This window comes from Mesorhizobium sp. Root695 (assembly GCF_001428185.1).
In the GTDB taxonomy this organism is placed as follows: Bacteria; Pseudomonadota; Alphaproteobacteria; order Rhizobiales; family Rhizobiaceae; genus Mesorhizobium.
The window spans coordinates 94,732-120,779 of the sequence record NZ_LMHO01000006.1; the positions used below are offsets into that span (position 1 = coordinate 94,732).

The following is a 26,048-nucleotide window of genomic DNA, read 5'->3' on the forward strand; positions in this document are numbered from 1 at the left end:
CGTCACCCCAGCTTGATCTTGTCGGCGCCAACGAGGCGCAGGAACAACAGGTAGATGGCAAGTGTCACGAAAAGCAGGACCACACCGAGGGCGGCGGCCAAACCCCAGTTGAGATCGCGGTTGATGTAGACCGAGATGAAGTTGGACACCATCTGGTCGCGTGGCCCACCGACAAGCGCCGGCGTGATGTAGTAGCCAAGCGACAGTATGAACGTCATAAGACATCCGGCAACGACGCCAGGCATCGTCTGCGGCACGTAGATGCGCCAGAAGGCGGAAGATGGCGGAGCCCCGAGCGAGCGGGCCGCCCTGAGCTGCGTGGCGGGAATTGATCGCATGACGCTATAGATCGGCAGAATGGTGAAGGGCAACTGGATGTGCGTCATCGCGATGACGGTTCCGACGCGCGTGAAGATGAGCTGAAGCCGCTCGCCTGTCAGATGCAAAGTCATCAGCACGTCGTTGATGATACCATCCGACTGCAACAGCACGACCCATGCCGTGGTGCGCACGAGCAGCGACGTCCACAAGGGAAGCAGCACCATCAGTATCATGATGCCGCCGATTGCCTTGGGAGCGATGGTCAGCACGTAAGCGACGGGGTAGCCCAGGATAAGGGTAAACAGTGTCACCAGCCCCGCGACGAACAGCGTACGCGCCAGCACGTCGAGGAAGATCGCCTGATCACCCTTGACGCGTTCGACCGACCCGTTCGGAGCCTGCTGGAGGTCGAGCGCGGTCAGCAGATAGTAAGGCGTGAAAGAACCACCGTTGCGCTTGATGATCGCCCAGGTTTCCGGCGAGCCCCAATCCGCGTTCTGCTCGAGGAACTTCTCCTTGTACGGACCCGTATCCAGCCTTTCGACCATCCGCGCTGCACCAAGCACGCGGCTGCGCATGCCGGAAATCTCGTAGTTGAGACGCTTGCCGAGCAAGGCGGCCGTACTGTTGTCCTTGGCGATCTTCAAGTCGGCGGCGAGCGCGGCGTAGACCGGCTCATCCGGCGTTGAAACGCCATTCCAGCTTTCGAGGGCGACCAACGTGCGCGGCAGCACCTCTCGCGTCTCCGGATTGCCTACTGCCGTGACCAGCAGGTAGAGGATTGGAGCGACAAATGCGACCACCAGGAAGACGATCAGCGGCAGGGCCAGCGAAAGCGCGGCACGCCGGGCGGGCTTCTCGGCCCGACGGACGGCCATAAAGATGTTGACGCGGTCTATTTCCGCTACGGTCATGGCGTCACACCTCCAGCAGACGGCATTCGGAAATGCCGCATTCGAGGCCAACATCATCGCCCAGCTCGAAATGTCGCGCCTGCCGCGCCGGAATGCGCGCGGTGACGAGCTGGCCACCAAAGGCCTCGACCGACAACCGCATGTGGTCGCCGAGGAAGAAGACGTCGCGGGCCTTGCCCGAGAAGCGGTTGAGATCGGCACGGACACCCTCGCCTGCCAGCGAAATGTTCTCCGGCCGTATGGATATGCTCATGTCCGTGCCGGCGCCGGACACGTTGGCGTCAGCAGCCTTCAACGTCGTGCCGTCGGCCATGCGCACGACGGCCAGGCCCCCTTCACGTGCGATCAGGTGGCATGGCAGCGAGTTGTTCTCGCCAATAAAGGAGGCAACGAAGCGGTTGGCCGGCTCGTTGTACAGGGTTGCCGGATCCGCGAGCTGCTGGATCCGCCCGTCATGGAACACCGCGATGCGGTCCGACATGGTCAACGCTTCGGACTGGTCATGGGTAACGTAAACCATGGTGATGCCGAGCGAGGTCTGGAGCTGCTTGATTTCGATCTGCATGCGTTCGCGCAGTTGCTTGTCGAGCGCCCCGAGGGGCTCGTCCATCAGCACCAGCGAGGGCTCGAACACGAGAGCGCGGGCCAATGCGACACGCTGCTGCTGCCCCCCCGAAAGCTGCGCCGGACGACGATCGCCCAGCGCGTCGAGACTGACGCGGCCGAGCGCCTGACGGACCCTTTCCTTCGCGGCCACGCCAGTGATGCCACGATAGCGGAGCGGAAACGCTACATTCTCCGCCACCGTCATATGTGGAAACAGCGCGTAGTTCTGGAACACAAAGCCGATGTTGCGCTTCTCCGGCGGCAACCGCTCGACCGGCTTGCCGTCGAGCCTGATATGGCCGAGCGTGGGCTGCTCGAAACCGCCCAGCATCATCAGCGTCGTGGTCTTGCCGGAGCCGGACGGCCCCAGCATGGTCAGGAACTCGCCACGGAGGACGTCGAGGTTGAGGTCCTTCACGACGAAGTTGATGCCGTCGTAGGATTTCTTTACGTCCTCGAACCGAACGAGCGCATCGACTGGTTTGTCCGTTGCAAGTGACATTCGCTGGGAAAAGTTCATCGATGCTCTCCTCCGGAAGTCCTCGTTACTGTGCGAGCCAGGTCGTGAACCGCTTGCGTATTTCGTCTCCGTTGTCGGCCCAGAACCCATTGTCGAGGGTCAGGGACACCGTCAGATTCTGTGGGCTTGTTGGCAGGCTCTTGGCGTCCTGCGGCGCCACGAACTCGGCCGCCGATTTCCGCACCGGGCCGTAGGGAATGTATTTGGTGATGCCCGCGAGCACCTTGGGCTCAACTGCGTATTTAATAAAGGCAAGAGATCCATCGGGATTCTTGGCACCCTTTGGTATGACCCAATAATTGGAATCGAGGATTTGGTTGTCCCAGACGATCCGGAAATCCTTGCCTTCCTTGTTAGCGTTGTAGATGCGGCCATTCCAAGCAGTCGTCATCGTCACTTCACCCGAAGCGAGCAACTGCGGTGCCTGCGCGCCGGCTTCCCACCAGACAATGCTGTCCTTGATCGTGTCGAGCTTGGCGAAGGCCCGGTCCACACCCGCAGGTGTCGACAGCGTTTGATAGACCTGGTCAGGCGGCACGCCGTCGGCAAGCAATGCGAATTCCAGGTTGGTTGCCGGGTTTTTCCAGAGGCCGCGCTTGCCTGGAAACTTCTTGGTGTCGAACAAGTCCTTGATCGTCTTGGGTCCGTCCGGAAGCTTGGCGCCGTCAAAGGCAAGGATCGTCGCATAAACGATCGTGCCGACGCCGCATTCCGAGGTGGTACCCTTGATCCAATCGTCCTGCGGACCGACTTTCGCCCAGTCGATCTTTTCGAAAATGCCCTCGTCGCATCCTTGCAGCAGCGTCGGCGCATCGACGTCGACGACATCGATGGTGGTATTGCCGGATTCGATCATCGCCTTGATCTTGGCGATTTCGCCGCCGTATTCCTGCTCGTCGATCTTGGTCCCCGTCTGGGCGGCATAGGTTTCAAAAACGGCCTTGCGCTGCGCTTCCTGGTAAGCGCCACCGAAACTCATGACTGAAAGCGTGTCTTGCGCTCGCGCTGCATTCAAACAAAGTGGCGCAAGCGCCACCAGCGACAGGGTCACTATGCGACCTATTAAGCGATGTCTCATTTCCGCCACTCCCATTGGTTGGAAACACGGCGCGGGCGTCATCTGAGTGAGCCTTGGCCGATGCAGCACGCTAATTTCGCAACGGCGCGACGGCAAATAAGTACATTGCATGACTCGATGAGAAAGCGTTATCGCCACGCAACCTCCTGAGCCCGGGCCATACTGCAGTTACATGCAAGGCGCGAAATTGGTCATCAGCGGAATCGAGGCGCCGGGCAGCGTACTGGGCGTGGAACTTCGTGGGCCTCGCACCACCTGCCCCGGAGCGGCAGGAGACGATTATCAGCCTGCGCAGCCGTTCAGCGATCGAGCACGACCGCTACGTCGCTCCCTCTTGCCTTGGCTGCAAGCTCGTCACTAAAGATGTCCTGACGGTTTCGTACATGCGGAAGTCCACTTTGGTATATAGCTCGAAGCTGCCATCATAAACCATCCAAGTTTCGCGAACCGCTCCCTTTGGAGCTTGCCGTCCAAGCCCGTGTCCCTCGCCTCTGCCCAGACCGCATGAGTTGGTCAATCCTGCCGCCCTCCACTTCAAGCGTGAGCTTACGATTCCGCCCCTCAAGACTGCTTGACTGCAGCTGGCCAAGCGGTTCGATCAGAGGGAGGCCGTAAGAGTATGGACCTCTCGGCGCCTGCCTTGCGCCAAATGAATGGCTAGGCACTGTGCGAAAGTCGGACGCTTTTTGTGTACAGGGCAGTCCTCAGACTTTGTACCTTTTGGCTTTCAATGCGCTCGAAGAAACTGGCCCGGCCGGCCGGACGAAGATGCGACCCTATATCTGTTTGAATTCCGACAGCGATTTGCATCCCTTGATAGGGATCCCATGATGGATTTCCAAATCAGCTAGTGTAGTGCCGCGAAGAGCGTCTCTGCCACATTCAATTTCTTGTCCGCCTCCAGGATGCCTAACATTCGCAGCCATATTCCTTCGCTGAACGTGTTAGTTGTCATCGCCCAGCAACGCTGCATTCGTTGTCGACGGCAGGATTGGAGGCGGATCGCTCGACCTTCACAAGGCCGTGGATCCAGTCGCTAAACGCCCTGATGGCGGGGCGGTTTTCGGCGGCTTCAGGATAGAAGATAGCGATCAGCTTGGCTGCCTTTACATCAAAGCCGAAGAGCCGCATCAATCTGCCGGCGCGGATATCCTGCTCTACGAGGGAACGCATCGCGATGCCTATGCCCTGCCCCTGCAACGCGGCCTCGATCATCATGTAAGCGCGCGAGAATGACAAAGATCGGTGCGAGGCGAAGGCCGGCAGGTTGAGCGCTGCAAGCCACTCGTCCCAGCTCGCGCCAAAATCCAAGCCCTCAAGCGTCGTATGAAGGATCGGATAGGCCGACAGGTCTTCGGTCATGCCGACCGGATCGCCCTGTCGTAGGATCGAATGCGCGCAAATCGGCCAGATCTCATCCTGAAGCAGGATTTCCTGGCACACCCCGGATTGACGCTCCCGCACGAAACTGATGGCGATATCAACACCGTTGGCGATGACGTCGTCCAGGCTCACATAAGACAGGAGGCGGACCTCAACATTGGGATGGAGGTCGACAAACTGCCTGAGACGAGGCGCGAGCCATTTGGCGCCGAAGGACGGCAGGGATCCTATGACAAGCTTGCCGGAGATATCGCTGGAACGAATGCTGTCGAGCGCACCTTCGATGTTCAGCAAGGATTTTCGCACGGCGCCAGCGAGCGACGCGCCCTCGCGCGACAACACCAACTTGCTGTTCATACGATGGAACAACTGCACACCGAGCTGGCTCTCCAGCTGGCTGATCTGCTGGCTTACGGCACTGCGTGTCAGAAAAAGCTCGTCCGCCGCTTTGGTGAAACTCAAATAGCGGCATGCGACTTCGAAGGTTCGCAGCGCCGTGAGCGAGAAATGTGTGAGCGAGATGTTGAAACCCTTCCCAGCGCAACAAACAGGTGCAGTAACTTGATCTAACCCCACTGTAAAATTACCCTATATGGCAGATGGCTTACGTGTCCAGCGCAGTCCGATCAGAAAAAAGGAACGTGGCGGATAGAGACGCCGGCGCGTAGACAACTGGAACTGTTCCGCCGTAAGCCCTGCTTACGGCAACCGTTAACTCTTCGCGCTTGTTGCCGTCCTTTTTTTCGACCAAGGGTAAGGGCAAGAGCGACATGGGCAACGTCTCTTCCTGATGCCCAGTCCCCCCGATCAAACGAGGAATGCATGTCCGAGACGGTTATTAGCGACGGCACGGTGGTGTTTTTCGGCAGCCATGCCGTCGATCACTATCTTCGTTGCGCCTATTGGCCTGCCGAGGGTCAGAAGATCAACGCACAGCCCGTCGGACGCGTGTATGGCGGGATGATCCCGAACGCCGCCACAATCTTTGCCGGCTACGGCCGTCCGCCCGTTTTAATGGGCCCGCTGGAGGACAACGAAGACGCCGATCCCATTCTGGATGAATTGGCAAAAGCCGGGATCGACACGCGCTACATTCGACGCTCGCCGGAGTTCAGGAACTCCTACGCATACAATTTTTTGAGCGAAGCCAATGGAAACGAGAAGACCCTGGTTATCGTCGATCCAGGTTATGCCTTTGAACTGACGGCGCAGGAACGAGCGGTTTTTACCGGCGCCAAGTACATCTACTCGACTATTGCCCATCTGACGCGCATTCCAGATATCGAAAATATCATGGCGGAGGCGCGAGGCAGAGGGGCCAAGCTCTTCATAGATGTCGAGGCGGAATCGTTCCGTTCGACAGATGATGATTGGTGGGCTTTCTCTTTCGCCGATTTTCTCTCCTTCAACGACGAGAGTTTGACCAAGTTCCGAGGTGTGAAAACAAGCGATGCGGCGATCGCGGACTTATTGGCTGCAACTGGCGGCGAGGTTATCACGACCCTTGGCAAGGATGGATGCGTTGTCGCCTCGTGTGCCGGAAAGATAAGGATTCCGGGTCTTTGTATCCCGGCAATCGACCCGCTGGGTGCCGGCGATACGTTCAATGCAACCTACCTTTTCGGCCGAGCCTGCGGCCAGTCGATAGAGCAATCGGCCCGGTTCGCAAACCTGGCCGCCGCCCGCTCGACAACAATGATCGGCCCGCGAAGCGGCCGCGCCAGCGTCGAAGTGGTCGAGGATTTTCTGAGAAACCTGGAGCAGGCAGACGCTGCCTCTGCGCTTCCGGTCTAACGAAGGCAGCACGGTCAAGAGAGTTTGAAAAAGGGGAAGCGCATGAAAAGGAATTCCACGCCGCTGGCCGGTACGGCCGCAGCCGTTCTTATCGCCGCCACCTGCCTCGCGCAGGCCACCGAGGTAAATGTCACTTCGACCGGCGGTTCCTACCAACGCAGCCAGGAGCTCGGCTACGGCAAGGCCTACGAGAAGCTCGGCAACAAGATCAACTGGAACGTATATTCGGGCGGCCTCGGAGAAATCCGCACGCAGGTGGAATCCGGCAATGTCACCTGGGATGTGGTCGACGTGAACAGCGCGGAGGCCAATACGGGCTGCGCCGAAGGCATCTTCGAAAAAGTCGATCTCAAGCAGATTACCGAACCGGCCCTGAACGGCGCTACCGTGGACGACTACCAGGTCAAGCGTACCAATGAGTGCTCCGTGGGCACGGTGCTTTATTCCTGGGATTTCGCGTATAATGACAAGGTATTTTCCGGAGAGCAGCCCGCCGCGGTCGCGGACTATTTCGACACCAAGCGGTTCCCCGGCAAGCGTGGCATCTGGAGCAGTCCGACTCAGGCGATCGAATTGGCACTGATGGCGGACGGCGTCGCTCCGAAGGAAGTTTACAGGTATCTTGAAGAGTCGGGCGAGGCCGGCGTCGACCGCGCGCTTGCCAAGCTGAAGGTCCTGCACGACGACCCGAACGGCGGCTTGGTATTCTGGACCGGCGGCGCCGAACCGCCGGAGTTGCTGGCCAAGGGCGAAGTGGTCATGTCCACCGGCTGGAGCGGCCGGTTCTTCAACGCGGTCGTGAAGGAAAATGCTCCTATAAAGCAGGTGTGGGACGGCCAGATCATGGACTTCCAGAATTTCGCGGTCGTAAAGGGCACTCCCCATCTCGACGCAGTGAAGGCATTCCTGAAATTCGCCACCTCGACAGACCAGATCGCGGAAACCGCCCGCTACATTCCCTATGCTCCGTGGCGGAAGTCGGCGGTCGATAAGATTCTGGCGAACGAGCCTTGGTCGGAAGACGGCAAGACAGCAGTGGGGCCTTATCTCTCGACCGCTCCAGACAACATGAAGAACTACATCGAGATGGGTGTCGACTACTGGCAGAACCATCAGGATGAAGTCACCGAGCGCTGGACCGCCTGGAAAGCCGGCCTCTGATCTGCATTGCAACGATCTGCCGAAGCGTCGGATACGTTCGGCCCTTCGGCAGATCCCTCCCGGGAGAAGCTGAACAATGGCCGAAACTTCCCTCCGGCTGCCCCCAGCGAGAACGATGCCGTGGCGCTCAAAGCGCTCGTCTGCCATCGGCCTTTGCCTGATCGCACCTCTCGTTCTTCTGGTGATGCTCTTCCTGGTATTGCCGCTACTGCGGTTCGCTTTGCTCAGCGTGGACAACACCAATGTCGCCGACGCGCTGTCCCGGACGGCGCAGGCAATCAGGGACCATCCGGCTGGGCCGGTTCCTGACGATGCAGCGTTTGCCGCATTCGGGCAGGATCTTGCACACGATCCGGAAGGGGTCGCGAAGCTGGCCGCAAGATTGAACTTCTTCGAAGGCGGCATGAACAGCTTGGTTCGCAAAACCGCCGCTCAACTCGGCAAGATCGAGCCCGACCGGGCTGGTTTCGTTGCGTTCGACAAACACTGGGGCGATCCCAAGACGTGGCGCGCGATAAGCCTGGCAACCCACTCCGTCATTCCGGAATACTATCTGAACGCGCTCGATATGAGGACATCCGACCCCTCCGCAGCGTTTTCCGTCGAGGCGAAGCCAGAAGGGCAGCGGATATATCTGCGCCTCTGGTCGCGGACGATCTTCGTGGCGCTTTTCGTGGTAAGCGTTTGTACGCTCGTCGGCTATCCGATCGCATACTATCTTTCGAAGGCTCGCGGCCTGGTCTTCACCTGCGCCATGGGACTGGTCCTTCTGCCCTTCTGGACGCCGCTTCTTGCCCGCATAGCCAGCTGGGAGGTCCTGCTTGAATCGAACGGCGTCATCAACAGCATCCTTGTCTCAAGCGGGTTGGTCGATGCCGCGAGCCGCCCTCAGCTGCTGAACAACCTGTTCGCGACCGTGCTTGTCATGTCCTACGTGCTGTTGCCCTACGCGATACTGCCGACCTATGCGGTCATGAGCCGCGTGCAGCCATCGCTGTTCAGTGCGGCCCTTACACTCGGCGCCAGCCCTTTGCGCGCTTTTTTCTCGGTCTATCTGCCCCAGACACTTCCCGGCGTGCTTGCCGGAGGCATCCTCATCTTCGTCCTGTCTTTCGGCTTCTATCTGACGCCGGAACTGGTAGGCGGGCCGAGCGGAAGCCTGATCGGAAACCTGATCGCATACAACTTCTCCCAATCGCTCAACTGGGGCTTGGCAGGGGCGCTCTCCACGATGCTGCTTCTGGTGATCGGCGCGGCCGCCCTACTGCTTCGCGCTATGACGCCGAAGCCGGCACGGAAAGCATAGCGGGGGCCATCGTGAAGCATCTCATCAAGATCTGGGTCATGCTCGGGCTGGCTTTTCTAGCCCTGCCTCTTCTAGTCATTGTCCCGCTGTCGTTCACCTCTGGCCAGTATATGATCTACACGCCGCAGATGGTGGCACTCGATCCGTCCGCCTATTCGACCAAGTGGTACCTTGAGGTGATCCACGATCGGGACTGGATCCTGGCGTTGAAGAACAGCCTATTTATTGGAGTGTCCGCTGCCCTGCTGTCCTCCGTGCTCGGAACGCTCGCTGCACTGGGTCTGTCTCGGGTGGGAACTCCGATGAAGAGCCTTTGGACGGCGCTGATCCTGATGCCTCAGATCGTCCCGATCGTCGTGACGGCAGGCGGAATCTATGCGGCGTTTTCCGACCTGAAGTTGATCGGGACGTATACCGGCGTCATCATCGCCCATACGGTCCTGGCCGCGCCGGTCGCCGTCATTACCATCCGGGCCAGCTTGGAACGGTTCGACTGGAGTTTGGTGGCGGCATCGTCGACGCTCGGCGCAGGCCCGTTACTCACTTTCAGAAAGGTCACGCTGCCGCTGATCCGGCCTGCAGTGATCGCCGGCGCGATCTTTGCCTTCGCGACGTCGCTCGATGAGGTCGTCGTGATCCAGTTCATCGGCGCCTACAACCAGAAGACGGTCCCGATCCAGATGCTGATCGGTCTGCGCGAACACCTCAGCCCGGCGCTTCTCGCCGTCGCGACTATACTCGTGTGCTTCGCGGTCCTGATCCTGATCCTGAGCGAGATAATGCGCCGGCGCAGCGACGCATATGCACAAAATACCAGGAAAGCCTAACAGACGCGCGCATCACGCGCTCGGAAACGGAAAGAACTACATGCGTAAAGGTACATTGCTCAACGGTTCCCTTACTGCCCTGATCGGGGATCTCGGCCATTCGGACAAGATCATGATCGTCGATGCTGGATGGCCGATCCCGAAGGACCTTCGCTACGATATCTGCCTCACTCACGGTATCCCGCGGCTGACCGAGGTGTTTTCGGTCATCGCCGAAGAACTCTCTATCGAGCGGGTCATCGTTGATTCCGAAATGCAAAACCACGGCCCGGAGGTTCATGCCGAGGTGCAACGCATCATAGCGGCGACCGAACGCGCACAGGGCGAGAAGATCGTCATCGACCATGAGCCGCATGCTACGTTCAAGGAGCATGCGAGGTCGGCGAAGGGGATCATTCGCACAGGCGAATGCATTCCTTACTGCAATCTCGTGATCGTGGCTGGCCTCGCGTTCAAACGCTGGAGCCAAACTCTATGAGCGCCGTCAGAGACATTGAAGAGGTACAGATCGAGCACCTCACCGCCGAAGCCGCCGCGGGATTCAGTAAGGCGCTTCTCTTCGGCACTGCTCGTCCGAGCAGCGACGGCGAGTGGTGGAAATGTTGGGAAGGCTGCGCAGAACTCAGCGAGGGTAGGCAATGGGTCGGCTTTGTCCAGGCGGCAGACTCGATGCCCGACGTGACAGAAATGGAGCGCGAACCGGGTACGGAACTCATCATCCCAGTTTGCGGCGAAATTGTGCAAATCGTGGCGTATGGCATCCAAGATGCCTCCGGCGTCGAGCGGCCCGACGGCCGGACCGCGCGGGCGTTTGTCCTCAAACCCGGCAGCGCGCTTGTGATGAACGCAGGCGTATGGCACGCAGCGGCGTTCGGCCTGAACGGCGAGGCTTCCTATTTCTATGTTGCCCAGCGACGCAAGGCTGAGGACAGCGAGGGCCGGCGGGGATGGGTAGAATTGGCCAGACGGACGATCCTGCGTCCGCGCGCCGACCATACGGCGCAGGCACAGAACGCAGGTGACCGACATGACTGACGACATCATCGGCCGCTACGAGAGCGTATCGAAGTCCTATGGCGGTCTCACCGTGGTGAAGGATCTCGACCTCGACATCCGCCGCGGTGAGTTCTTGTCGCTTCTGGGACCGTCCGGATCGGGCAAGACGACCACCTTGATGATGCTCGCCGGGCTGCAATCGCCGAGCAGCGGACACATTTTCCTCAACGGCCGGCCCATTGACGGCATACCGCCGCACCGCCGCAACATCGGCGTCGTATTCCAGAACTACGCGCTGTTTCCTCACATGACGATTGCCGAGAACCTCGCCTACCCGCTCAAGGCCCGACGACTACCGAAGCCTGAGATAGCACGGCGGGTCCAGCGAGGGCTCGAAATGGTCAAACTCCATGCATTCGCTCAACGCCGTCCGACCGAATTGTCCGGCGGCCAGCAGCAGCGTGTCGCGCTCGCCCGCGCACTGGTCTTCGAACCAAGCGTCGTTCTTCTCGACGAACCGCTGGGCGCCCTGGACCGTCAACTTCGCGAGACTATGCAACTCGAACTGAAGCAACTCCATCGGGAAACCGGCGTCACCATGGTCTATGTTACCCATGACCAGGCCGAAGCGATGACCATGTCCGATCGCGTGGCGGTATTCAACGATGGCAAGCTCCTGCAATGCGCGCCTCCCAGAGAGATCTACGACCGGCCTGAGAGCGCGTTCGTGGCCGAATTCGTCGGCGAGAACAACCGTCTGGTTGGAACGATCGTGGCCTCGGGAGAAGACGGCTGCACCGTCAAGACTGACACCGGGCTCGTCATCCGATCCCGGCCGCAGCCAGGGCTGGCAGTGGGCGCATCGGTATTCGTCTACTTGCGGCCGGAACGAGTGCTGGTGGGACCGGCGGCAGCAAGCTGCGAAAACAGATATGTCGTCGAGGTCGCCGATGCCATCTTCCTGGGCGACCATACGCGGTTGCGGATCGACCTCCCCGGAAACCCGAATTTCACCGTCAAGCACAACTTCTTTGGCGATGCCAGACCTCCGGGACCAGCCGACCGGATAGAATTCGGCTGGACGACCCGGGCGCCTCAGGTCGTGGCCACTTAGCAAGCGATTGATCGTCACGCATGCTTTCGCTGCCGATGCATTCAGTGGCGCGGCGAAACTCGTCTTCAAATCCAGGAACGAACGGATATCGAAATGAACCGGTTGGAATTTCATAGGCTCTTCAAATCGCCCGGCCCTATCGTGCTTCCGGTGGTGCATGTGCTTGACCATGCACAGGCGGAACGGAATGTCAGGATTGCGATGCACGAAGGCGCTCCCGGCGTGCTGCTGATCAACCATGACATTACCGTCGAAGCATTTCTCCCGGTCGTTCGCGCCCTACGTCGGCAATTCCCGGCATACTGGATTGGTGTCAATTTCCTCGCGGTCACCGGCAAGGACGCCTTCCCGATACTTGGTAACCTGCAGCGTGAGGGAATTCGTGTCGACGCCTATTGGGCGGATGACGCCCGTATCGATGAGACAAGCGATGCCGAGGACCAGAAAGAAGCAGCGATCATCGCAGATGTGCGTCGTAAATCGGCATGGGACGGGCTCTATTTCGGCGGCACCTGCTTCAAGAAGCAGCGGGAGGTCGCGCCCGAGCACTATGAGATTTCGGCCAGAATTGCCGCCTCCTGGATGGATGTCGTCACAACCTCCGGCATAGCCACGGGACACGCGCCGGAACTGAGCAAGGTCGAAACGTTCCGTCGTGGCACGGGCGAGGCCGCGCTGGCGCTTGCATCCGGCCTTACACAAGAAAATGCGCATCTTTTCGCGCCGATGATCGACTGTTTCATCATCGGAACCGGGATCAATCATACCGGCGACTTTCACAACTTCGATCCGGCCAAGTTGGCTCGACTCATGACCTTTGTGCGTAGGCGGGGCGAAGTCGCTGCCACCGAAATCTGATGTGATTTTCTCAAAACGCGATGCGACAGCGTTGACGTCTTACTGCTGCATGAAATTCTATTTGGGATGGATATATTTCTATAGATGCCGCAAATACGGGAGATGGTTATCTACCATGACAAGTTTACCACCATTTCCGCCGGGATCGACGGCGCTGGCGGCGTTTCGCCGGCGGATACCGATTGGCGGCGCGACAATCTACAGGGCCGTCCGCTAAGCAACGCCGGGCTTCAGACGCATCAATCATCGAGTTGTCTCGTTGGATTTGCGCCGCCAACTCGAGAGGAACCGCCGGGGCGAAGCTTGTCGACGTCAGTCAGGCGTCAACGTGGATGCGCATCATCAAGTCGGCCTTAGAGTAGACAATCCGTGAGGGGCGCACGTCCGCGACGTCAGCCGCGCGGCCTGTGGCCGCCATCAACGCTAGGGTGCCCGACCATGGGGTGGCGATCACCACCACTAACGCGATGGCTCGCGAGATCTGCATCTTTGCGCGGATGTAGAGGCGAATGAAGGTGAAGTCCCGGTTCTGGAGAGCGCCGAATATCTACCCCGCTTTCGCTGCTTCTTCTGCGCCGCCAGCTATCGGGGGTAGGATCAATATCCGCTCTCGGGTCGTTCCCCCTGGTCGACCTGAAGTTCAGCAGATTTTTCAGTAAAAGCTATGGAACGGAACTAGTCCCGCGATATTTGAATCAAATGCGTTGCGTGGGGTTCAGATGCCTAAAGCATGCCAACGATGGTCGGTTGTCGTTGATTCCTCCCATGATGCCCGAGCTGGTCGAAAAGCCACCTGAGGGGACAATTGGATTCATGAAATCAAGTTCGAGGGTCATCGCAGGTCGTCTGGGATCCCGGCGGGGTTCGCATCTTCACTTGACGCGGGCTCGATTGGATAGCGAAATCGCGACCCGGCAAATGCTTCCGCCGACCTCGAAGTTGAGAGCACCACAATCGACGGCGAGATCGTCGTGCTCGACGATGACGGCCGGCCTGCCTGACTTCAGCGCGTTGCGCAAAGCCATCACTCGGCGCCAGCAGGACCTCTATTTCGTTGCCCTTCGACCTGTTGTGCCACGACTTGCGGGACAGGCCTCTCGAGGATCGACGCCAGGTCCTCGCCGAACTGATCCCCGCGACGCAGTGCATCCAATTCAGGCAAGCGCTTCCTCGCGAGTCGACGGCGATCTTTCACCCGATTGATAAGAGCCTGGAGGGCATGGTTTGGGAGCGCAAGGACGGCAAGTACCGAAACGGCAACAGGATAGCCCTGTCTGAAGACCACGGCTTTCGCTGTCGACGAATTGAACTGCTCGGCATCGAGCGCGAGGCGGGCAAGCCGGCGTTCACTCTGATGTACGAGGGTGGCACCGGGCGGTACGTCGGCAAGGATGATTAGGCATGGCTCGTTGGAAGACTTCAGCGATGAAAATGATGAACCGCTTCGGCCCACTTTCGTTAGCAGTGCTGGTTTGGCCGATATCGAGTGCCTACGGTGACGAAGCGACTGTTACGCTTGCAAACAAAAGTTGGATTGCCTTCCAGTGTTCCTACTATGCAAGCGCGATGCCACACGGTGGAGAAGAGGGAAAGCGCCTCCGTCAGGTCGGATACACCGCTGGTAGGCAATATCTTGCAGCGGCTGATGCGGGCCGTGTGAATGGCAGCGAGTTTCTCAATATACCGAGACAGTTCACATATTGGGGACCAAGCCACGACTACATTCTTGGGGCTGTGTCTGTTTTCGCCATGGACATCGATGGGGCTCACGGCCACATGAATGACCTGTCTCAGTGGGCAGCGGCGGAATACAAAAAGAGAAACTGCCAACATCTAAAGCTGAAGGCTCCCTGAGCCCTACTGGCAAGATTAGTTGCGTTTCGAGCGGCGTGACAAGCGGACACCTGGACCACCACCATTTTCCGGGATGAACTCAATCCCGGCCGTTTCCAAAGCCGCGGCTAATGCTTCAAGAGTCGCCTGTCGAGGCACCGTTTGAGAACTCTCAATCCTTGCAAGTGTGCGAACCGTTATGCCCGAAACGTTCGCCAAGTCCTCTCTTGTCCAGTCAAGCAATGCTCGAGCTGCTCGCAGCTGCTCCGGCAATATGTCCTTTTTCATGACATTCCTCTTGGAATACGTCACAAAAAGTGACATAACGCTTCGCCACGATGCTGGCGCACAGGTGCTCGCTACACGCAGTGCGGCCTGACCACAACCAAGCTGTTTGGGAGCTCGCATCCATGGCTGATTCCGACAATACCACGACTTCGCCTCTCGTCACCCGCAGGCAGCTACTTGCAGGAACGGCAATAACAGTTGCGGGATGGAAGCGAAACGGGCTTGACCGCAACGATTTCGAAACAGGTCCAACCATGGATCCTTCGGTAGCGGTATGGCGCCAGTGGCGGGATTCTAACATATTGACTGAACAGCTGTGCCATCAGCAACAGCGCCTGGAGCGAAAGCTCCTCGATACTGTCGGATTCCCTTGTATGAATATCCGGCTGCGTGGCGGCGAGCGCGTGACGCTACATTCACTCGCGGCACTCCACGGCGTGCTCGATCCAGAAGACGTTGCCTTGCGCGCCAAAGCCGAATCCGATCTTGCGGCTCATCAGGCCCGCTGGGACGAAGCAGCTAAGGAGACTGGTTATTCAGCGGCGTTGCAAGCTGAACGTGAGGCTGCCGACCGTTCGGAGGACCTGCTTGAGGCATTATCCCAAACCCCTGCTACTACTCTTGCCGGTGTGGCTGCCAAACTTGATGCCGTCCTGCAGGAAGGAGAGGCGTGGGAGGATAGCGGTGAGTTTCCTTGGCCACAGATCCGCTCGGCCCTCGAAGATATTGACCGGATTGCTCGGCATAGCGAACTCTGCGAAGGACCGATGCCAGTCGACTTGGCATCAACCTCTCTGACCTAATAAGGTTCGGAGCTTGTGGCCCATGTGTCCAGGGTTCCCGGAACTAAAAGCCACACCAACCGGCGAATGACAGATGCCGCATCGAAAGACTTTGTCGAACCAGGGACGACCGCGCATTTTCCAGGCGTTGACAAACCCCGAAGTCGCGATTGCGTCCCATCCCGCTGATGTGCATGTCGGCAGGCAAATTGCGTCGGTTCGCGTGCGGTCTGACGTATCACAGGCACAACTTGCCCGATCGATAGGCGTCAGCTTTCAGCAGCTTCAAAAATATGAGAACGCGAAGAACCGCGTGAGCGCGTCCATGCTCTACGAGATTGGCAAGTCGCTTGGCGTTCCCGTCAGCCGCTTCTTCGAGGGACTGCCGGGAAACGAACCGACAAGTGTCGAGGCGCGACCTCTGCCGGTCGACGAACGTTTAGATTTCATCGCCAGCTCGGAAGGCCGGCGCCTGATTGAAGGCTTGATGAATCTTCATCCACGCGTGCGCGCTCGCGTCTCGGCCCTGATCGCCGCATTGGGGGAAGAGTTGGCCTTCCTCGATGTAAAGAAGGACAGCGAGGCGGCCGACGAACCCGCGTCGGCCGAACACAAGACGGCGTGAGAACGGCCAAGGTTATACAGGCCGTTTCAATGATGGTGGTGACTTGAGACCGGCAGCGACCTTTGCTCAACGCTCGTAGTCGTTGTCATTTGAGCGCTGTGTCTTGCGGTCCTGCTCTTCCGACTGCCTTGCCTTCTGTTGGTTGGCGTCCTTCTGCTTGGCTCTCATCTCCTGCTCGGTGCCGGTGCGCGGCTGCTCCGGCTGGCGGGGATCGTCCCGGGTTGGAAGGTCTTGCCCTCGCGCCTCGCGCTCGGGGATCGGCTCGCCACTGCCACCGCCACGACGCTGTTGCTGCCGCTCGAATTGCAGCCGCGCGAGACGGTCGTGCATCTTGTCGTTGACCTCTTCACGATACTGTTCGAACTGTCCTTGATGCGCCGGCGGCAGCGTCTCGCGCATGTTGTCCAGAGCCTGATTGACGCGGGCCATCTGACGCCGCATTTCCAAGGGGGTTTGCGCCATGTTCAAATCTCCTATCAGTGCATTCAATTCTCTCATACCGGGAGTGGACAGGAAAGACTTCTGCCCCAATTGATCAGTCCCGCGACCCACGCCAGGACCTGGCTGCGCCTCCCCTGTCCGATCGCGACGGAACCGCAGAAAATTGTTGCCGATCGACTCCGCTGCTGTGAGAGCCTGACCGACCACGCCCGCGGTCCGCATCGTCGTCACAGTCTTTTGCCATGCGGCAGCGATTGCATCGCCGTTAACGACAAGGGATTGCCCATCCAAACGGCGTTGCCGCTTGGCCTCCACCCGCTCGATCGTCCTGGCGCTGACCTGGTAGCGCGGATCGCTCTGGGCGCGGCTGTAGGCTCCGGCATGCTCCTTCGTGAAGGGCCGCGTCATCGCATGATCCATGCGCCGCGTCGCCACCATTGCAATGCCGCTCTCGCGTGCTTTTTCCGCAAAGGTCTCGCGCCAGGCGACCAGATCTGGCTTGTAGAATTTCAGGCGTTCGCCGTCGGCAGAGCGCGCCTGCACCATCGCGTGGATATGGACGTGCTTGGTGTCCTTGTGATGCGCCAGGACGAACTTGTATCCTGGCGCGCGCTCCTCGAGCACGGCGCGCGCCGCGGCCATGACGGCGTTGGCATCGGTGCCGGCCTTTGCCGAGAAAAGCAGGTGATAGGCATTGCGGCGTTCACGCCCTGAAAACTGCGGGCGCCATTGTTCATAGACCGAAGCCGCCGCCTTGGTGGAATTCTTCGCCCCAGGCACAGGCTCGCCATTTGCGTGGCGAACCTGGCTGTGGGTGCGGATGAACTTCTGCAGGAAATATTTCGCCTTGGGTTCCCGGCTCACGGCCGCCGTTACCTCTGCCTTGGCGACGACCCCCGCCGCGCCCATGGCTTCGGACAACCGCGCCTCGATCTTGTCGAGCGCCTTGCTGCGCGAATTCTCCCGACCGCCGGCCAAGACTTTCGCAAGCGGTCCAGCCCGCTCATCGGTGTGCGCGTATACCTCCACCGCCTGACCATCCTGTGCATAGATGAACGGTTTTGCGCCGAAGGCCTTATTCAACGCCTCGCTCAAGGCGGCACCGGTGACCTCGCTGGCGAGCTCGAAACGAACTTCGATAAAATTGGTATTTTCCAAGGGCGGTTCGAACGTCTCGCAAAACGTTTCCAGGAACGCCTTTCGTGCGCCGCCTGTCGCAAGGACCTGTCCGTCTTCGTCAAAAATCTCGATGTCGTGTTTCTCGCCTTTTTCGTCTTCGCGCTTCCCGATGTAATTGAGCAGCCGAGCCGCCGCTTCCTTGGTCGATGGCGGATTGGGCATAACCTTGAAGACAGCAGGCTGCGCACCCGCCGCATAGCCTGCCCTCGCCGCCACGGCCCGCGCCTGATAAGCGACCCGCGTCGCCCGTCCTGTACCGCTCGGGTGACCAGCACCACGGCCGCCGCCGCCGCGCCGCTTCCAGTCTTCCTCCTCTTCTTCCGGCCGGAAACCGGCGAGCGTGGCGCCATAGACCATGATCGGCGCGCTAGCGGCCTTGGGCGAGCTCGCAGCCATGAACTTCGGAGTCCCGCTGGAGACGGAACTCCCCATCACTCCTGTCCCTGCCGGCGACGAACGAGGGGCGTTCCTGCCGCCACCTACAGTCGTGCCGGCTTGTCCTTGCCCGAGGCGCCCGCCGCCACCGGTCCGCTCATAACTCTTCATCGCCTGGAATTCGCTGGCCCCGCGTCGGGCGCCCGTCAGTGACTTGTCGTCGTCCAGCTCCTCACGCTTCACGCCGGCAGCGCCCCGCAGATAGCGTTCGATTTCGGCCGCATAGCCAGCAAGACGACCGCTCATGGCATGGCCTCCCTCGCCTTGCGGGACCCGCCAGTCATTGCCTTCAGTTCGTCGCGGAACCGCCGCACGAGCTCGCCGACCGCGATCAACGCCTGTTCAAGATCCTCGTCCTGGGCAACTCGGCCGTCGTTCATGGCGCGCACGGCCTGATTGAAGTTGATGCCGACGCGTCGCAGCTGAACGGTCATGTCCACGATCGCCGGCCGCAACGCCTCTGACGTGACAGGCAGATGTCCGGCCTCAGCCCGCACCAGACGCCGGACGACCTCACTGACGGTTACGCCCTCCCGCTCCGCAATGGCTTTGAGGCTGGCCAGCTCGTCAGCCGAAAACCGGATGTGCGTCACCTCGCCATAGCGCCGTGACGCGCTCTTCGCCGTTGGTTTCTGGGCGTCTGCATCCATCTCTCAAGCCCGCTTGCGGGCTCTAAGGCCCACCAGGGCCGCGCCGCCTGTTTTGTGTGTATCACAAAATAAGCTATCCTGCCAATAAGAAAAGAAAACGAGGAAAGGGAGTTATGGGCGCGTCTTCTCACTAGCCCAGTTGTCAGCGGCAGCAGCGCGGGCGAAATATTCCCATCGTGATTTGATGCGATGTGTCTATGATGCGTTGGCGACTTGTATCCATGTTAACATGGATACATCGGGCCCAATGCGCAGCCGGCAAAGCTTACTCGGAAATGCGCAGTCGATGGGCCACCGGACCTTCTTTTCTGACGAAAGCAGCTGCGCAAAAACTGCATCTTTAGCGAGCCCTTATCTGTGCGCGCCTGGGTTGCCAAACCAGGCTTCCCCATCGACTATGTCATGATGTTTCGACCGTGATTTTGTTTCATGTGTCCATGATGACTTGTCTCCATGTTAACATGGAGACAAGGAGACAACGCCGGAAGGAGGCCCCCATGATCATCTCCGCTGCGATCCCAAAGGGCGGCACTGGCAAATCGACGATGCTGCGTGCCCTCGCATCTGTCGCGCTGCATAGGGGCTATTCGGTCACTCTCATCGACGGCGACCGGCGGCAGAACATGAACCGTTGGTTTCAGATGCTGGGCGAAGCTGGCAATTGTCCTGACAGGCTCCAGATGGTGAGCGCGATGACCCCGCAGGAAATCCTTCGCGCGGCAGCCACCCACAACGGTGAACGCTCGGTCGTCTTGATCGATACGGAAGGCACCACAAACGATAACCTCATGGCCGGGCTCTTCGCCGCCGATATCGTCGTCGTGCCGGTCTATTTTGCCCTCGACGATGTGACCGCCGCCATCCAGATCACCGACCACTACATCCCGCTGGCGGTCGAGAGCCGGGGGAGACCGCTGCCTGCGATATTCGTGCTGACCAAGCAGACCATCATCGATGGCAGGGCGCGAGCCCTGACCGAACTGCGCGCCATCATCCAGGCCAACGGCACGCCGATTGCAGAACACGTCCTGCACAATCGCGTTGCCTACCGTGACCTCCAGACCGGGCAGACCCTTTACAGCCCCGATGTGCCCGATGCGAAGGCGATTGCCGAGAGTGAAGGGGTCTTTGACAACCTTCTGCAAACCTTCATCGCAGCCACAAGGAACGCGGCATGAGCGAAGAAACCGCACCGAAACCCGGTGAAGACAAGAAAGCCCGCATGATGAAGGCGATCTCCACGCAGCCGCCGGCGCTGCCCAGCATGTTCATCCCGCCGAAGGTCGAGACGTCAGGGATCAAGGAGCAAGCTGCGCCACAGGTGCAGGTACCGACAAAGCCGTCCCCGGCAGTCGGGCCCGATTTCCGCAAGCTGCTGCGGCAGGGTCAGAAAAGGGACCCCATCGCCGGAAAGAAGATTCGCGAGGAGGAGATGATCCGCTGCGGCTACTACCTGACGGCTGCGGAGCAGCGGCAGTTCAAGTTGCTGGCGATCAGCAACGGGCACAGCATGACCGAACTGCTGCGAAAGGCCGTGCAGGACTATATCCGCATTCATAAGCACAAGCTGCCGAAGGAATAATCGGCGGTTTGGAGTCGCTGTCTCTTGCTGTAGCGGGTGATGTTCGTGGCTCTTTTGCGACGCGCAAAAAAAGGGCCCGCGACGGAACACTCCGTCGCGGGCCCTGAGACGTGTTGCCTACTTGGGTTGGTTGAGGTGTTTCAGCACCTGGCCGAGGATTGCGTTTTGCACCGGACGCCCGCTGGCTGCCGCTTTGTCGTCGGCCAGCTTTGCGGCCAGTTCGGGCGACAGCGGCATGAAGTCGTAGCCGTGTGAGATGGCAGCGCGGTGAAGATCCTCAAGCGTTTCGAACGCGCGATCGTGGGTCCCGAGCCAAAGACCGGGCTCGTCGGTTTCTTCGTGCGGGAACGCTTGAAGGAAGTGGGTTCGAAGTGGCGGGTCGTAGCCGATGACAGCGTCTGGATCCGAGCGGACTTTTCCGGTGGTACCAGTGACAGTGATGGTATAGCGGCTCATTGCAACCTCCTTTTGGCCGGTGGGGAGCCGGCCCCTTGCGGGGCCGGCCACCGATGCCTCACTGGGGGTTGTTCCAGAGGATGACCTTCTTGTTTTCCTCGCCACCGGGGGCGGGAGCGAGATTGCCGAAGATCACGCCGATCTCCGGGGCTTCCAGCTTGACCGAGAGGTATTCCTCGCCCGAACGCTGGGAGATGCGATGCCAGCCGGCTCCGATCTCGAAGCCCGTGCGCTTGTTGACGATCCGGTAGTCGGGGGCGTCCTCGCGCGACTTGTTGGTGTTCGGAATGAGGGTGATCGGGGCATTGACCCGGAGCGTGGCGAAGACGCCTTCCATCGAGCCGTCGGCCTTGGTGGTGAGGTTTGCGATCGTGGTGGCCATGGTAGTTCTCCTTCGGTTGGATCGGGACCATTCCCGATGGCGCCAAAGGAGAGGGCCGTCCTGCTGCGGTCATCTCGGCGAAAATTCTGGAAAATTCTATTTGCCGAAAAATTGCGGGCAGGCCCTTCGCCTGCCCGCAGACCAAAAACAGAAATCGAATTTTCCTGAATATTCGCCGAGTGTACCCCCAACGGGGGTTGACCGCACAAAGCAGGCGGTCGTCTACAAAGGCGACATGAAACGGGAATGGCCCCGGATGCGACCGAAGGAAAAGAACTCAGGCCGCCATCGCCAGACCGCCGACACAACGCTGGCGGATCGCAGGAACATGCTGCAGCCTCTCGGGTCATGTCGTCGGCATTGCCAACACATCGAACAGCAGCCCGGCGCGTGACCGCCTTGCGCGTTCGGTATGGCGGCATAGCGGTTTCGAGATCGGAGCCGGCTGGCAGCGAACTTCACGCCCCTCGGGACGATACCGCGCAGTCAGGTTGGATGACCCGGCAAGCCAGGATGTTGTTCGGCAGGCTTGCACCCGCTTCAGAGGCGAGACGGGTCAAGATGATCATCCGCACAACGCCCGGCGCTCTGCGCGTGGAAAAGGGGCCGGCTCCGTCCGCTCATACAAGTGGATTGGGCGACGAGAAGCCGGACCAACATATCGGATTGAACCCGCCCGGCTGTCGGCAGGACCGCATCCATCATTCTGGCAACGCCAGACGCTCGTCCGGCATCATGCGGGGCTTCGACCTGGCGGCGAATGTCCGGATCGACATGGCGGAGCATGGCACACCAGTCCTCCACATTGTACGTCGTCGCCATCCGGCCCCTGGTCTGATCGTAAATGACGCACGGCTTGTTCGCGATCGCGAGCCGAAGCACGTTGACGGCCGTGCCGGGTGATGCGCCGTCCCAGACCATCATGCCAAAGTCGGCGCGCCGCGCCATCTCCCGGTCCTTGGCGGCGTGGACAAAGTCCCCTGTGGCATCGTCAGGAGAAGGAACATGGTAGGCGGCCCAGTCGCTCAGATTGTTTCGGGGTTCCTTGCCGGCATGGAAGACCCCGACATGCTCGTACTTGTACCCGGCGAGCAGACCCTGCGCCTCGGCATCGGCTCCAGGCGCGTCGCCAACCAGCACGCCGTGCTCGGCAGCAACGATTGCGCCGATCCGAGCGATGGCAGGTTCCGGCAGCTCGAATATCTCGCGTGATCCGCCTATGAATATCATCGACATGGTGGCTTTCCCTTCTCTCCCGCGTCCCCCGCCCCGCGCCGGCCGCCCTCTCCCCCTGACCTTGCGCTAGGGATCGTCACCCGAAGGCCGAGACGGCAAAGCCGGCTCGGGGAGCGGCGGGACGCCGCGACGAGAGCCCGGCCGGCCGCAGGCCGGCGCGCCCGGACCTTGCCGCTGCCGGAGGCGCTACGCGCATCTGGCTAGTGGCGCTTCGCGCTTGGAGCTAGTTGTCTTTGTCGGCCAGCCAGAGGCTCACGTACTGGATCGAGCGCATGGCGCCGAAAAGAGAACGTCAATCCAGACGGCTGACGCGGCGGCCCTCGCTGCGCGCTTCGATAAAGGCGCCTGCGATCTTCATCATGAATGCCTTGCTGAACCGACCGAGGGGCTTACCGTCGGATTCGATGTACTAGGAGCGTTCGGCAATATCGTAGTTGTATTCGTCAACCACGATCCAGCAGCGTTTGAGATCGGTCAGACCGGCGCGCCGACACTCGATAGCGGAGACTTCCAAACCGATCCGATCGCTGGTCGGTGGCTGAGTGGTTATCGCCAGGAGCGCGAGATGGGTCAGGCCATCTCTTGCGCCGCGGACAGCGATGACCACGCAGGTCGGCCGGCTCTTGCGGCCTTCCGTTTCGCCGCGCTCGTGTTGCCATGCCCAAAGATAAGGGTAGGAGATCACCTGACCAGGCAGAAATCTACCGCTCATCATCGTATCCTTCCCCGCGCGCCAATCGGTCGATCTCGGCGGCGAAGAGTTCCGTGTGTTCCTCCGGCATTTCGGAGACATGGTATGCACGGCGGGGATCGCCGCCGATGCGCATCCGTTCGTAGTGCTCGTAGCTCATCAGCACGAACCGGGGTTTCCGGTGCTTGGTGAGAATAACGGGTTCGCGGCTGGCAACGTCGGTGACGTCGCCGACCTGCTTGTTGAGATCCCCCGTCGTGAACTGGCGCATGGCTGGACTCCTTGATCAGTCTCCATATTATCTGGATTTTCTGGATTTGCAAGAAAACGGCGCTCACGCGCCGCCCTCCGCGAACCGCCAGACGGGAATGCCCAGCCGACGGGCCTTGTCGGCAAGGTTGTCGGTGATGCCGGAGCCGGGAAAGACGATCAGGCCGTAGGGTACCACCGAGAGAAGCTGGTCGTTGCGGCGGAACGGAGCGGCCTTGGCGTGCCTGCTCCAGTCCGGCTTGAAGGCGATCTGGGTGACCTTCCGGCTCTCGGCCCAGCAGGCTGCGATGCGCTCGGCGCCGCGCGGGCTGCCGCCGTGGAGCAGAACCATGTCGGGATGCTTCTCGCGAGCCTTGTCGAGCGCGTCCCAGATCCGGTCGTGATCGTTGCAGTCGAGGCCGCCGGCGAAGGCGATCTTGGTCCCGGCTGGAACGAGCACCTCGGTTTCGGCGTGGCGACGGGCGGCGAGGAAGTCGCGGGAGTCGATTACCGCCGCGGTCATAGCCTGGTGGCTGACCTTGGAGCCGGTGCGCGGCCGCCATGCCGATCCGGTTTGTGCCTCGTAGAGGTCGGCGGCCTCATCGCGCATGATTTCGAGCACGTTGCGGCGCTCGATATACGTGATGCCTTCGGCCGTGAGCCGTTCGAGATCGACCGACTTCACCTCGGAGCCGTCCTGCTCCTGCTGGCTCGAACGCTGCGCGTCCTCGTTGCGGTCGAGGCTGCGGGCGACACGCTCGGCGGCACGGTGGAAGACGTTTGCGAAGGACCAGAGCAGGTCGTCGAGATCGGGTTCGAGCCTCGTGTCGCCGAGCATGCCGGCGAAGGTTTCCACGATCCCGGCAAGCCCGGCCCGGATCACTTCGTCGTCGGGAAGTGGCCGAGGATCAGGTTCGTCCTGATGCGGGCGATGGCCGTACATCTGCAGTTCGAGGATGACGCGGTCGGTCGGCGAGGAGGCGTGGTAGGGCTCGTAGGCGTCGTCGAGGGGAAGCTCGTAGGTCATGGCGTGTCTCCGTCGGTTATGGCCGCGCCCTTCGCGGCCTGACAGCGCATCCCGGCCGCGCCCCGGGCGCGGCCGCACCGAAGGCCGGAGCGCGAGCGAAGGACGGCGCAGCCGTTGCGGCCGTGACCGGGGGGTGGCAGGGGTCGCCTCTCAGGCAGGCCGCGGGCGCGGCCTCTCTGGTGGAGCGCCGCCATGTCTGCAGGCTGTCCGGCGACGCCGCGCCGGCCCGCGTGCCGGCCCGACGCGTTCATCCGAGCGGCAGGAAGAGACGGGCATCCTCCGGGACCAGCTGGTCGCTGAGCCATGCCGCGAGACGGGCGGGCCCGAGATGACGCAGGTCGTCGTTGAAATCGCCGAGCTGCGGCCGCAACACCAGGGCGAGGATTCCGGCTTCGCCGGCTCGCTGGCTGAGACGCTCGATGCCGTGCCGGCCGGCGGCATCGGCATCGGCCGCGATGTAGAGGCGACGGCAGCCAGGCGGGAAGGTCAGGCCGGCGAGGTGATTGGCCGAAGTGGCGGCGGCAACCGGCAGCGCCGGCATCACCACCTTAAGCGACGCCATCGTCTCGAACCCCTCGCCGGCGGCCATGACCGGGGCGAGCGCACCGGGCTCAAGGCCAAGCCAGATGGCGTTGCCCAGGAGATGACCCAGTGAGCGGCGTGGATCGGCGAGTTGCGCCTTGCCCTGACCCGAGGGATCAAGCCAGGTGCGTTGCAGGCCGGTGATCTTCCCGTCGAAGCTGGTGACAGCGGCGATGAGGGCAGGAAGGGTCCGCGTCTCGCCGGTCACGAAATCCCGGTAGTAGCAGCCGGGATGGAAGCGCAGGGTACGCTCATGCACGGAGAGCAGAATGCCGCGGCCGGCGAGGTATCGTTCGGCCAGCGTGCCAACGATTGGCTGAGACATGGCGAACAGGCGACGCGCAGCGTCGGGGGAGCCGCGTGCCGCGGCAGGCTGGCGCTGCGCGCCAAGGGGCTGGGGCGCAGGCTGGGGCGATGGCAGCGGCATGGAGAGGAAGCGACGTGCTTCGTCCGCGACCTCGCGGAAGTCGACCAGACCACAGCTCAGCTCGATGACGTCAAGCAGGTCGCCATGTTCCCCCGACGACTCGTCGACCCACTTTCCGGCTGCCTTGCCGCCCACTGCATTGAGCCGCACATGCATGGAGCGGCCGCGCGTGTTGCGGACATCGCCGACCATCCAGTAGTTGCCGCAGCGATGGCCGTTGGAGAGATATTCGCGGCACACCGCCTCGGCATGTTCGCCAAGGCGGCGTGCCAGCTCGGAGGCCGAACCGGACATGATCGCCTCCC

28 protein-coding genes and 2 pseudogenes are annotated in these 26,048 nt (G+C 60.7%); 15 read left to right on the forward strand and 15 right to left on the reverse strand.

The features are described 5' to 3' along the window. Positions 1-2: 2 nt before the first annotated feature. The 4 genes from ASD99_RS08190 to ASD99_RS08205 form a co-directional block, all read right to left on the reverse strand. Positions 3-1,235, reverse strand: coding sequence for an ABC transporter permease (locus ASD99_RS08190; protein WP_057143260.1), 1,233 nt, complete (start codon positions 1,233-1,235; stop codon positions 3-5). Between the two features lie 4 nt (positions 1,236-1,239). Continuing rightward, positions 1,240-2,361, reverse strand: a complete 1,122-nt coding sequence (locus ASD99_RS08195) for an ABC transporter ATP-binding protein (protein ID WP_244497655.1) — start codon at positions 2,359-2,361, stop codon at positions 1,240-1,242. Positions 2,362-2,386: 25 nt separating this feature from the next. Further along, a complete protein-coding gene (locus tag ASD99_RS08200) occupies positions 2,387-3,454 on the reverse strand; it encodes an ABC transporter substrate-binding protein (protein ID WP_413813923.1) in 1,068 nt (355 codons plus the stop codon). Positions 3,455-4,390: 936 nt separating this feature from the next. Continuing rightward, positions 4,391-5,398, reverse strand: coding sequence for a LysR substrate-binding domain-containing protein (locus tag ASD99_RS08205; protein ID WP_082583188.1), 1,008 nt, complete (start codon positions 5,396-5,398; stop codon positions 4,391-4,393). A gap of 246 nt (positions 5,399-5,644) precedes the next feature. Between ASD99_RS08205 and ASD99_RS08215 the strand changes: the two genes are divergently transcribed. The 8 genes from ASD99_RS08215 to ASD99_RS08250 all read left to right on the forward strand — a co-directional run bounded on the left by ASD99_RS08215 (position 5,645) and on the right by ASD99_RS08250 (position 12,878). Next, entirely contained in the window at positions 5,645-6,616 is a 972-nt protein-coding gene (locus ASD99_RS08215; RefSeq protein WP_057143265.1) for a carbohydrate kinase family protein, read from the forward strand. Between the two features lie 42 nt (positions 6,617-6,658). Next, positions 6,659-7,777, forward strand: coding sequence for an extracellular solute-binding protein (locus tag ASD99_RS08220; protein ID WP_057143266.1), 1,119 nt, complete (start codon positions 6,659-6,661; stop codon positions 7,775-7,777). 76 nt (positions 7,778-7,853) lie between these two features. Further along, positions 7,854-9,083: an ABC transporter permease gene (locus ASD99_RS08225; RefSeq protein ID WP_082583189.1), complete on the forward strand. Its 1,230-nt coding sequence runs from the start codon at positions 7,854-7,856 to the stop codon at positions 9,081-9,083. An 11-nt stretch (positions 9,084-9,094) separates the two neighbouring features. Further along, entirely contained in the window at positions 9,095-9,910 is an 816-nt protein-coding gene (locus ASD99_RS08230; RefSeq protein WP_244497659.1) for an ABC transporter permease, read from the forward strand. Next, positions 9,885-10,388 (forward strand): D-ribose pyranase, encoded by a 504-nt coding sequence (gene rbsD / locus ASD99_RS08235; protein ID WP_082583202.1) that lies wholly within the window; start codon positions 9,885-9,887, stop codon positions 10,386-10,388. The genes ASD99_RS08230 and rbsD overlap by 26 nt, the downstream gene beginning before the upstream one ends. After that, positions 10,385-10,945, forward strand: a complete 561-nt coding sequence (locus ASD99_RS08240; protein WP_057143270.1) for an ureidoglycolate lyase — start codon at positions 10,385-10,387, stop codon at positions 10,943-10,945. Before rbsD ends, ASD99_RS08240 begins: the two co-directional genes overlap by 4 nt. After that, positions 10,938-12,020, forward strand: coding sequence for an ABC transporter ATP-binding protein (locus ASD99_RS08245; RefSeq protein WP_057143271.1), 1,083 nt, complete (start codon positions 10,938-10,940; stop codon positions 12,018-12,020). The genes ASD99_RS08240 and ASD99_RS08245 overlap by 8 nt, the downstream gene beginning before the upstream one ends. 93 nt (positions 12,021-12,113) lie before the next feature. Further along, positions 12,114-12,878: a BtpA/SgcQ family protein gene (locus tag ASD99_RS08250; protein ID WP_057143272.1), complete on the forward strand. Its 765-nt coding sequence runs from the start codon at positions 12,114-12,116 to the stop codon at positions 12,876-12,878. Between the two features lie 872 nt (positions 12,879-13,750). Here the strand turns inward: ASD99_RS08250 and ASD99_RS33165 are convergent. After that, positions 13,751-13,903 carry a hypothetical protein gene (locus ASD99_RS33165; protein ID WP_156388944.1) on the reverse strand — a complete coding sequence of 51 codons (153 nt, stop codon included), beginning with the start codon at positions 13,901-13,903 and terminating at the stop codon, positions 13,751-13,753. Positions 13,904-13,932: 29 nt separating this feature from the next. Between ASD99_RS33165 and ASD99_RS08255 the strand changes: the two genes are divergently transcribed. Beyond that, positions 13,933-14,277 carry a hypothetical protein gene (locus ASD99_RS08255; protein WP_057143273.1) on the forward strand — a complete coding sequence of 115 codons (345 nt, stop codon included), beginning with the start codon at positions 13,933-13,935 and terminating at the stop codon, positions 14,275-14,277. A 2-nt stretch (positions 14,278-14,279) separates the two neighbouring features. Further along, on the forward strand, positions 14,280-14,732 hold the full coding sequence (locus ASD99_RS08260) for a hypothetical protein (protein ID WP_156388945.1): 453 nt from the start codon (positions 14,280-14,282) through the stop codon (positions 14,730-14,732). 15 nt (positions 14,733-14,747) lie between these two features. Here ASD99_RS08260 and ASD99_RS31905 read toward each other — a convergent pair whose 3' ends face one another. After that, positions 14,748-14,999: a helix-turn-helix transcriptional regulator gene (locus tag ASD99_RS31905; protein ID WP_082583203.1), complete on the reverse strand. Its 252-nt coding sequence runs from the start codon at positions 14,997-14,999 to the stop codon at positions 14,748-14,750. A gap of 122 nt (positions 15,000-15,121) precedes the next feature. Here ASD99_RS31905 and ASD99_RS08265 point away from each other — a divergent pair, with 122 nt between their 5' ends. After that, a complete protein-coding gene (locus ASD99_RS08265) occupies positions 15,122-15,802 on the forward strand; it encodes a hypothetical protein (RefSeq protein ID WP_057143337.1) in 681 nt (226 codons plus the stop codon). 73 nt (positions 15,803-15,875) lie between these two features. After that, positions 15,876-16,406 (forward strand): helix-turn-helix domain-containing protein, encoded by a 531-nt coding sequence (locus tag ASD99_RS08270; protein ID WP_082583191.1) that lies wholly within the window; start codon positions 15,876-15,878, stop codon positions 16,404-16,406. A 66-nt stretch (positions 16,407-16,472) separates the two neighbouring features. Here ASD99_RS08270 and ASD99_RS08275 read toward each other — a convergent pair whose 3' ends face one another. Further along, a complete protein-coding gene (locus ASD99_RS08275) occupies positions 16,473-18,707 on the reverse strand; it encodes a relaxase/mobilization nuclease domain-containing protein (protein ID WP_057143275.1) in 2,235 nt (744 codons plus the stop codon). After that, a complete protein-coding gene (locus ASD99_RS08280) occupies positions 18,704-19,111 on the reverse strand; it encodes a plasmid mobilization protein (RefSeq protein WP_057143276.1) in 408 nt (135 codons plus the stop codon). The genes ASD99_RS08275 and ASD99_RS08280 overlap by 4 nt, the downstream gene beginning before the upstream one ends. A 497-nt stretch (positions 19,112-19,608) precedes the next feature. Between ASD99_RS08280 and ASD99_RS08285 the strand changes: the two genes are divergently transcribed. Both ASD99_RS08285 and ASD99_RS08290 read left to right on the forward strand, forming a co-directional pair. After that, positions 19,609-20,289: a ParA family protein gene (locus ASD99_RS08285; protein ID WP_057143277.1), complete on the forward strand. Its 681-nt coding sequence runs from the start codon at positions 19,609-19,611 to the stop codon at positions 20,287-20,289. Then, positions 20,286-20,693: a hypothetical protein gene (locus ASD99_RS08290; protein ID WP_057143278.1), complete on the forward strand. Its 408-nt coding sequence runs from the start codon at positions 20,286-20,288 to the stop codon at positions 20,691-20,693. The genes ASD99_RS08285 and ASD99_RS08290 overlap by 4 nt, the downstream gene beginning before the upstream one ends. Before the next feature lie 117 nt (positions 20,694-20,810). Here the strand turns inward: ASD99_RS08290 and ASD99_RS08295 are convergent, their stop codons facing one another. Together ASD99_RS08295 and ASD99_RS08300 are read right to left on the reverse strand one after the other, a co-directional pair. Then, positions 20,811-21,149 carry a hypothetical protein gene (locus ASD99_RS08295; protein ID WP_057143279.1) on the reverse strand — a complete coding sequence of 113 codons (339 nt, stop codon included), beginning with the start codon at positions 21,147-21,149 and terminating at the stop codon, positions 20,811-20,813. A 58-nt stretch (positions 21,150-21,207) separates the two neighbouring features. Further along, entirely contained in the window at positions 21,208-21,531 is a 324-nt protein-coding gene (locus tag ASD99_RS08300) for a DUF736 domain-containing protein (RefSeq protein ID WP_006205585.1), read from the reverse strand. 359 nt (positions 21,532-21,890) lie between these two features. Here ASD99_RS08300 and ASD99_RS35410 point away from each other — a divergent pair. Beyond that, positions 21,891-22,055, forward strand: a pseudogene (locus ASD99_RS35410) (DUF736 family protein); the annotation flags it as partial. A 16-nt stretch (positions 22,056-22,071) separates the two neighbouring features. On the opposite strand, the gene ASD99_RS08305 reads toward ASD99_RS35410, so the two are convergent. From ASD99_RS08305 to ASD99_RS08325, 5 genes and pseudogenes are all read right to left on the reverse strand, one after another. Next, a complete protein-coding gene (locus tag ASD99_RS08305) occupies positions 22,072-22,767 on the reverse strand; it encodes a hypothetical protein (protein ID WP_244497660.1) in 696 nt (231 codons plus the stop codon). A 292-nt stretch (positions 22,768-23,059) separates the two neighbouring features. Next, positions 23,060-23,479: pseudogene (locus ASD99_RS08310) on the reverse strand (hypothetical protein). After that, a complete protein-coding gene (locus tag ASD99_RS08315) occupies positions 23,469-23,729 on the reverse strand; it encodes a type II toxin-antitoxin system prevent-host-death family antitoxin (protein WP_057143280.1) in 261 nt (86 codons plus the stop codon). Before ASD99_RS08315 ends, ASD99_RS08310 begins: the two are co-directional and overlap by 11 nt. A gap of 63 nt (positions 23,730-23,792) precedes the next feature. Next, the gene (locus ASD99_RS08320) at positions 23,793-24,734 is read right to left on the reverse strand and encodes a DUF2493 domain-containing protein (protein WP_057143281.1); all 942 of its coding nucleotides are present in this window, start codon (positions 24,732-24,734) and stop codon (positions 23,793-23,795) included. 247 nt (positions 24,735-24,981) lie between these two features. Next, positions 24,982-26,037, reverse strand: a complete 1,056-nt coding sequence (locus ASD99_RS08325; protein ID WP_057143282.1) for a toprim domain-containing protein — start codon at positions 26,035-26,037, stop codon at positions 24,982-24,984. Between the last annotated feature and the right edge of the window lie 11 nt (positions 26,038-26,048).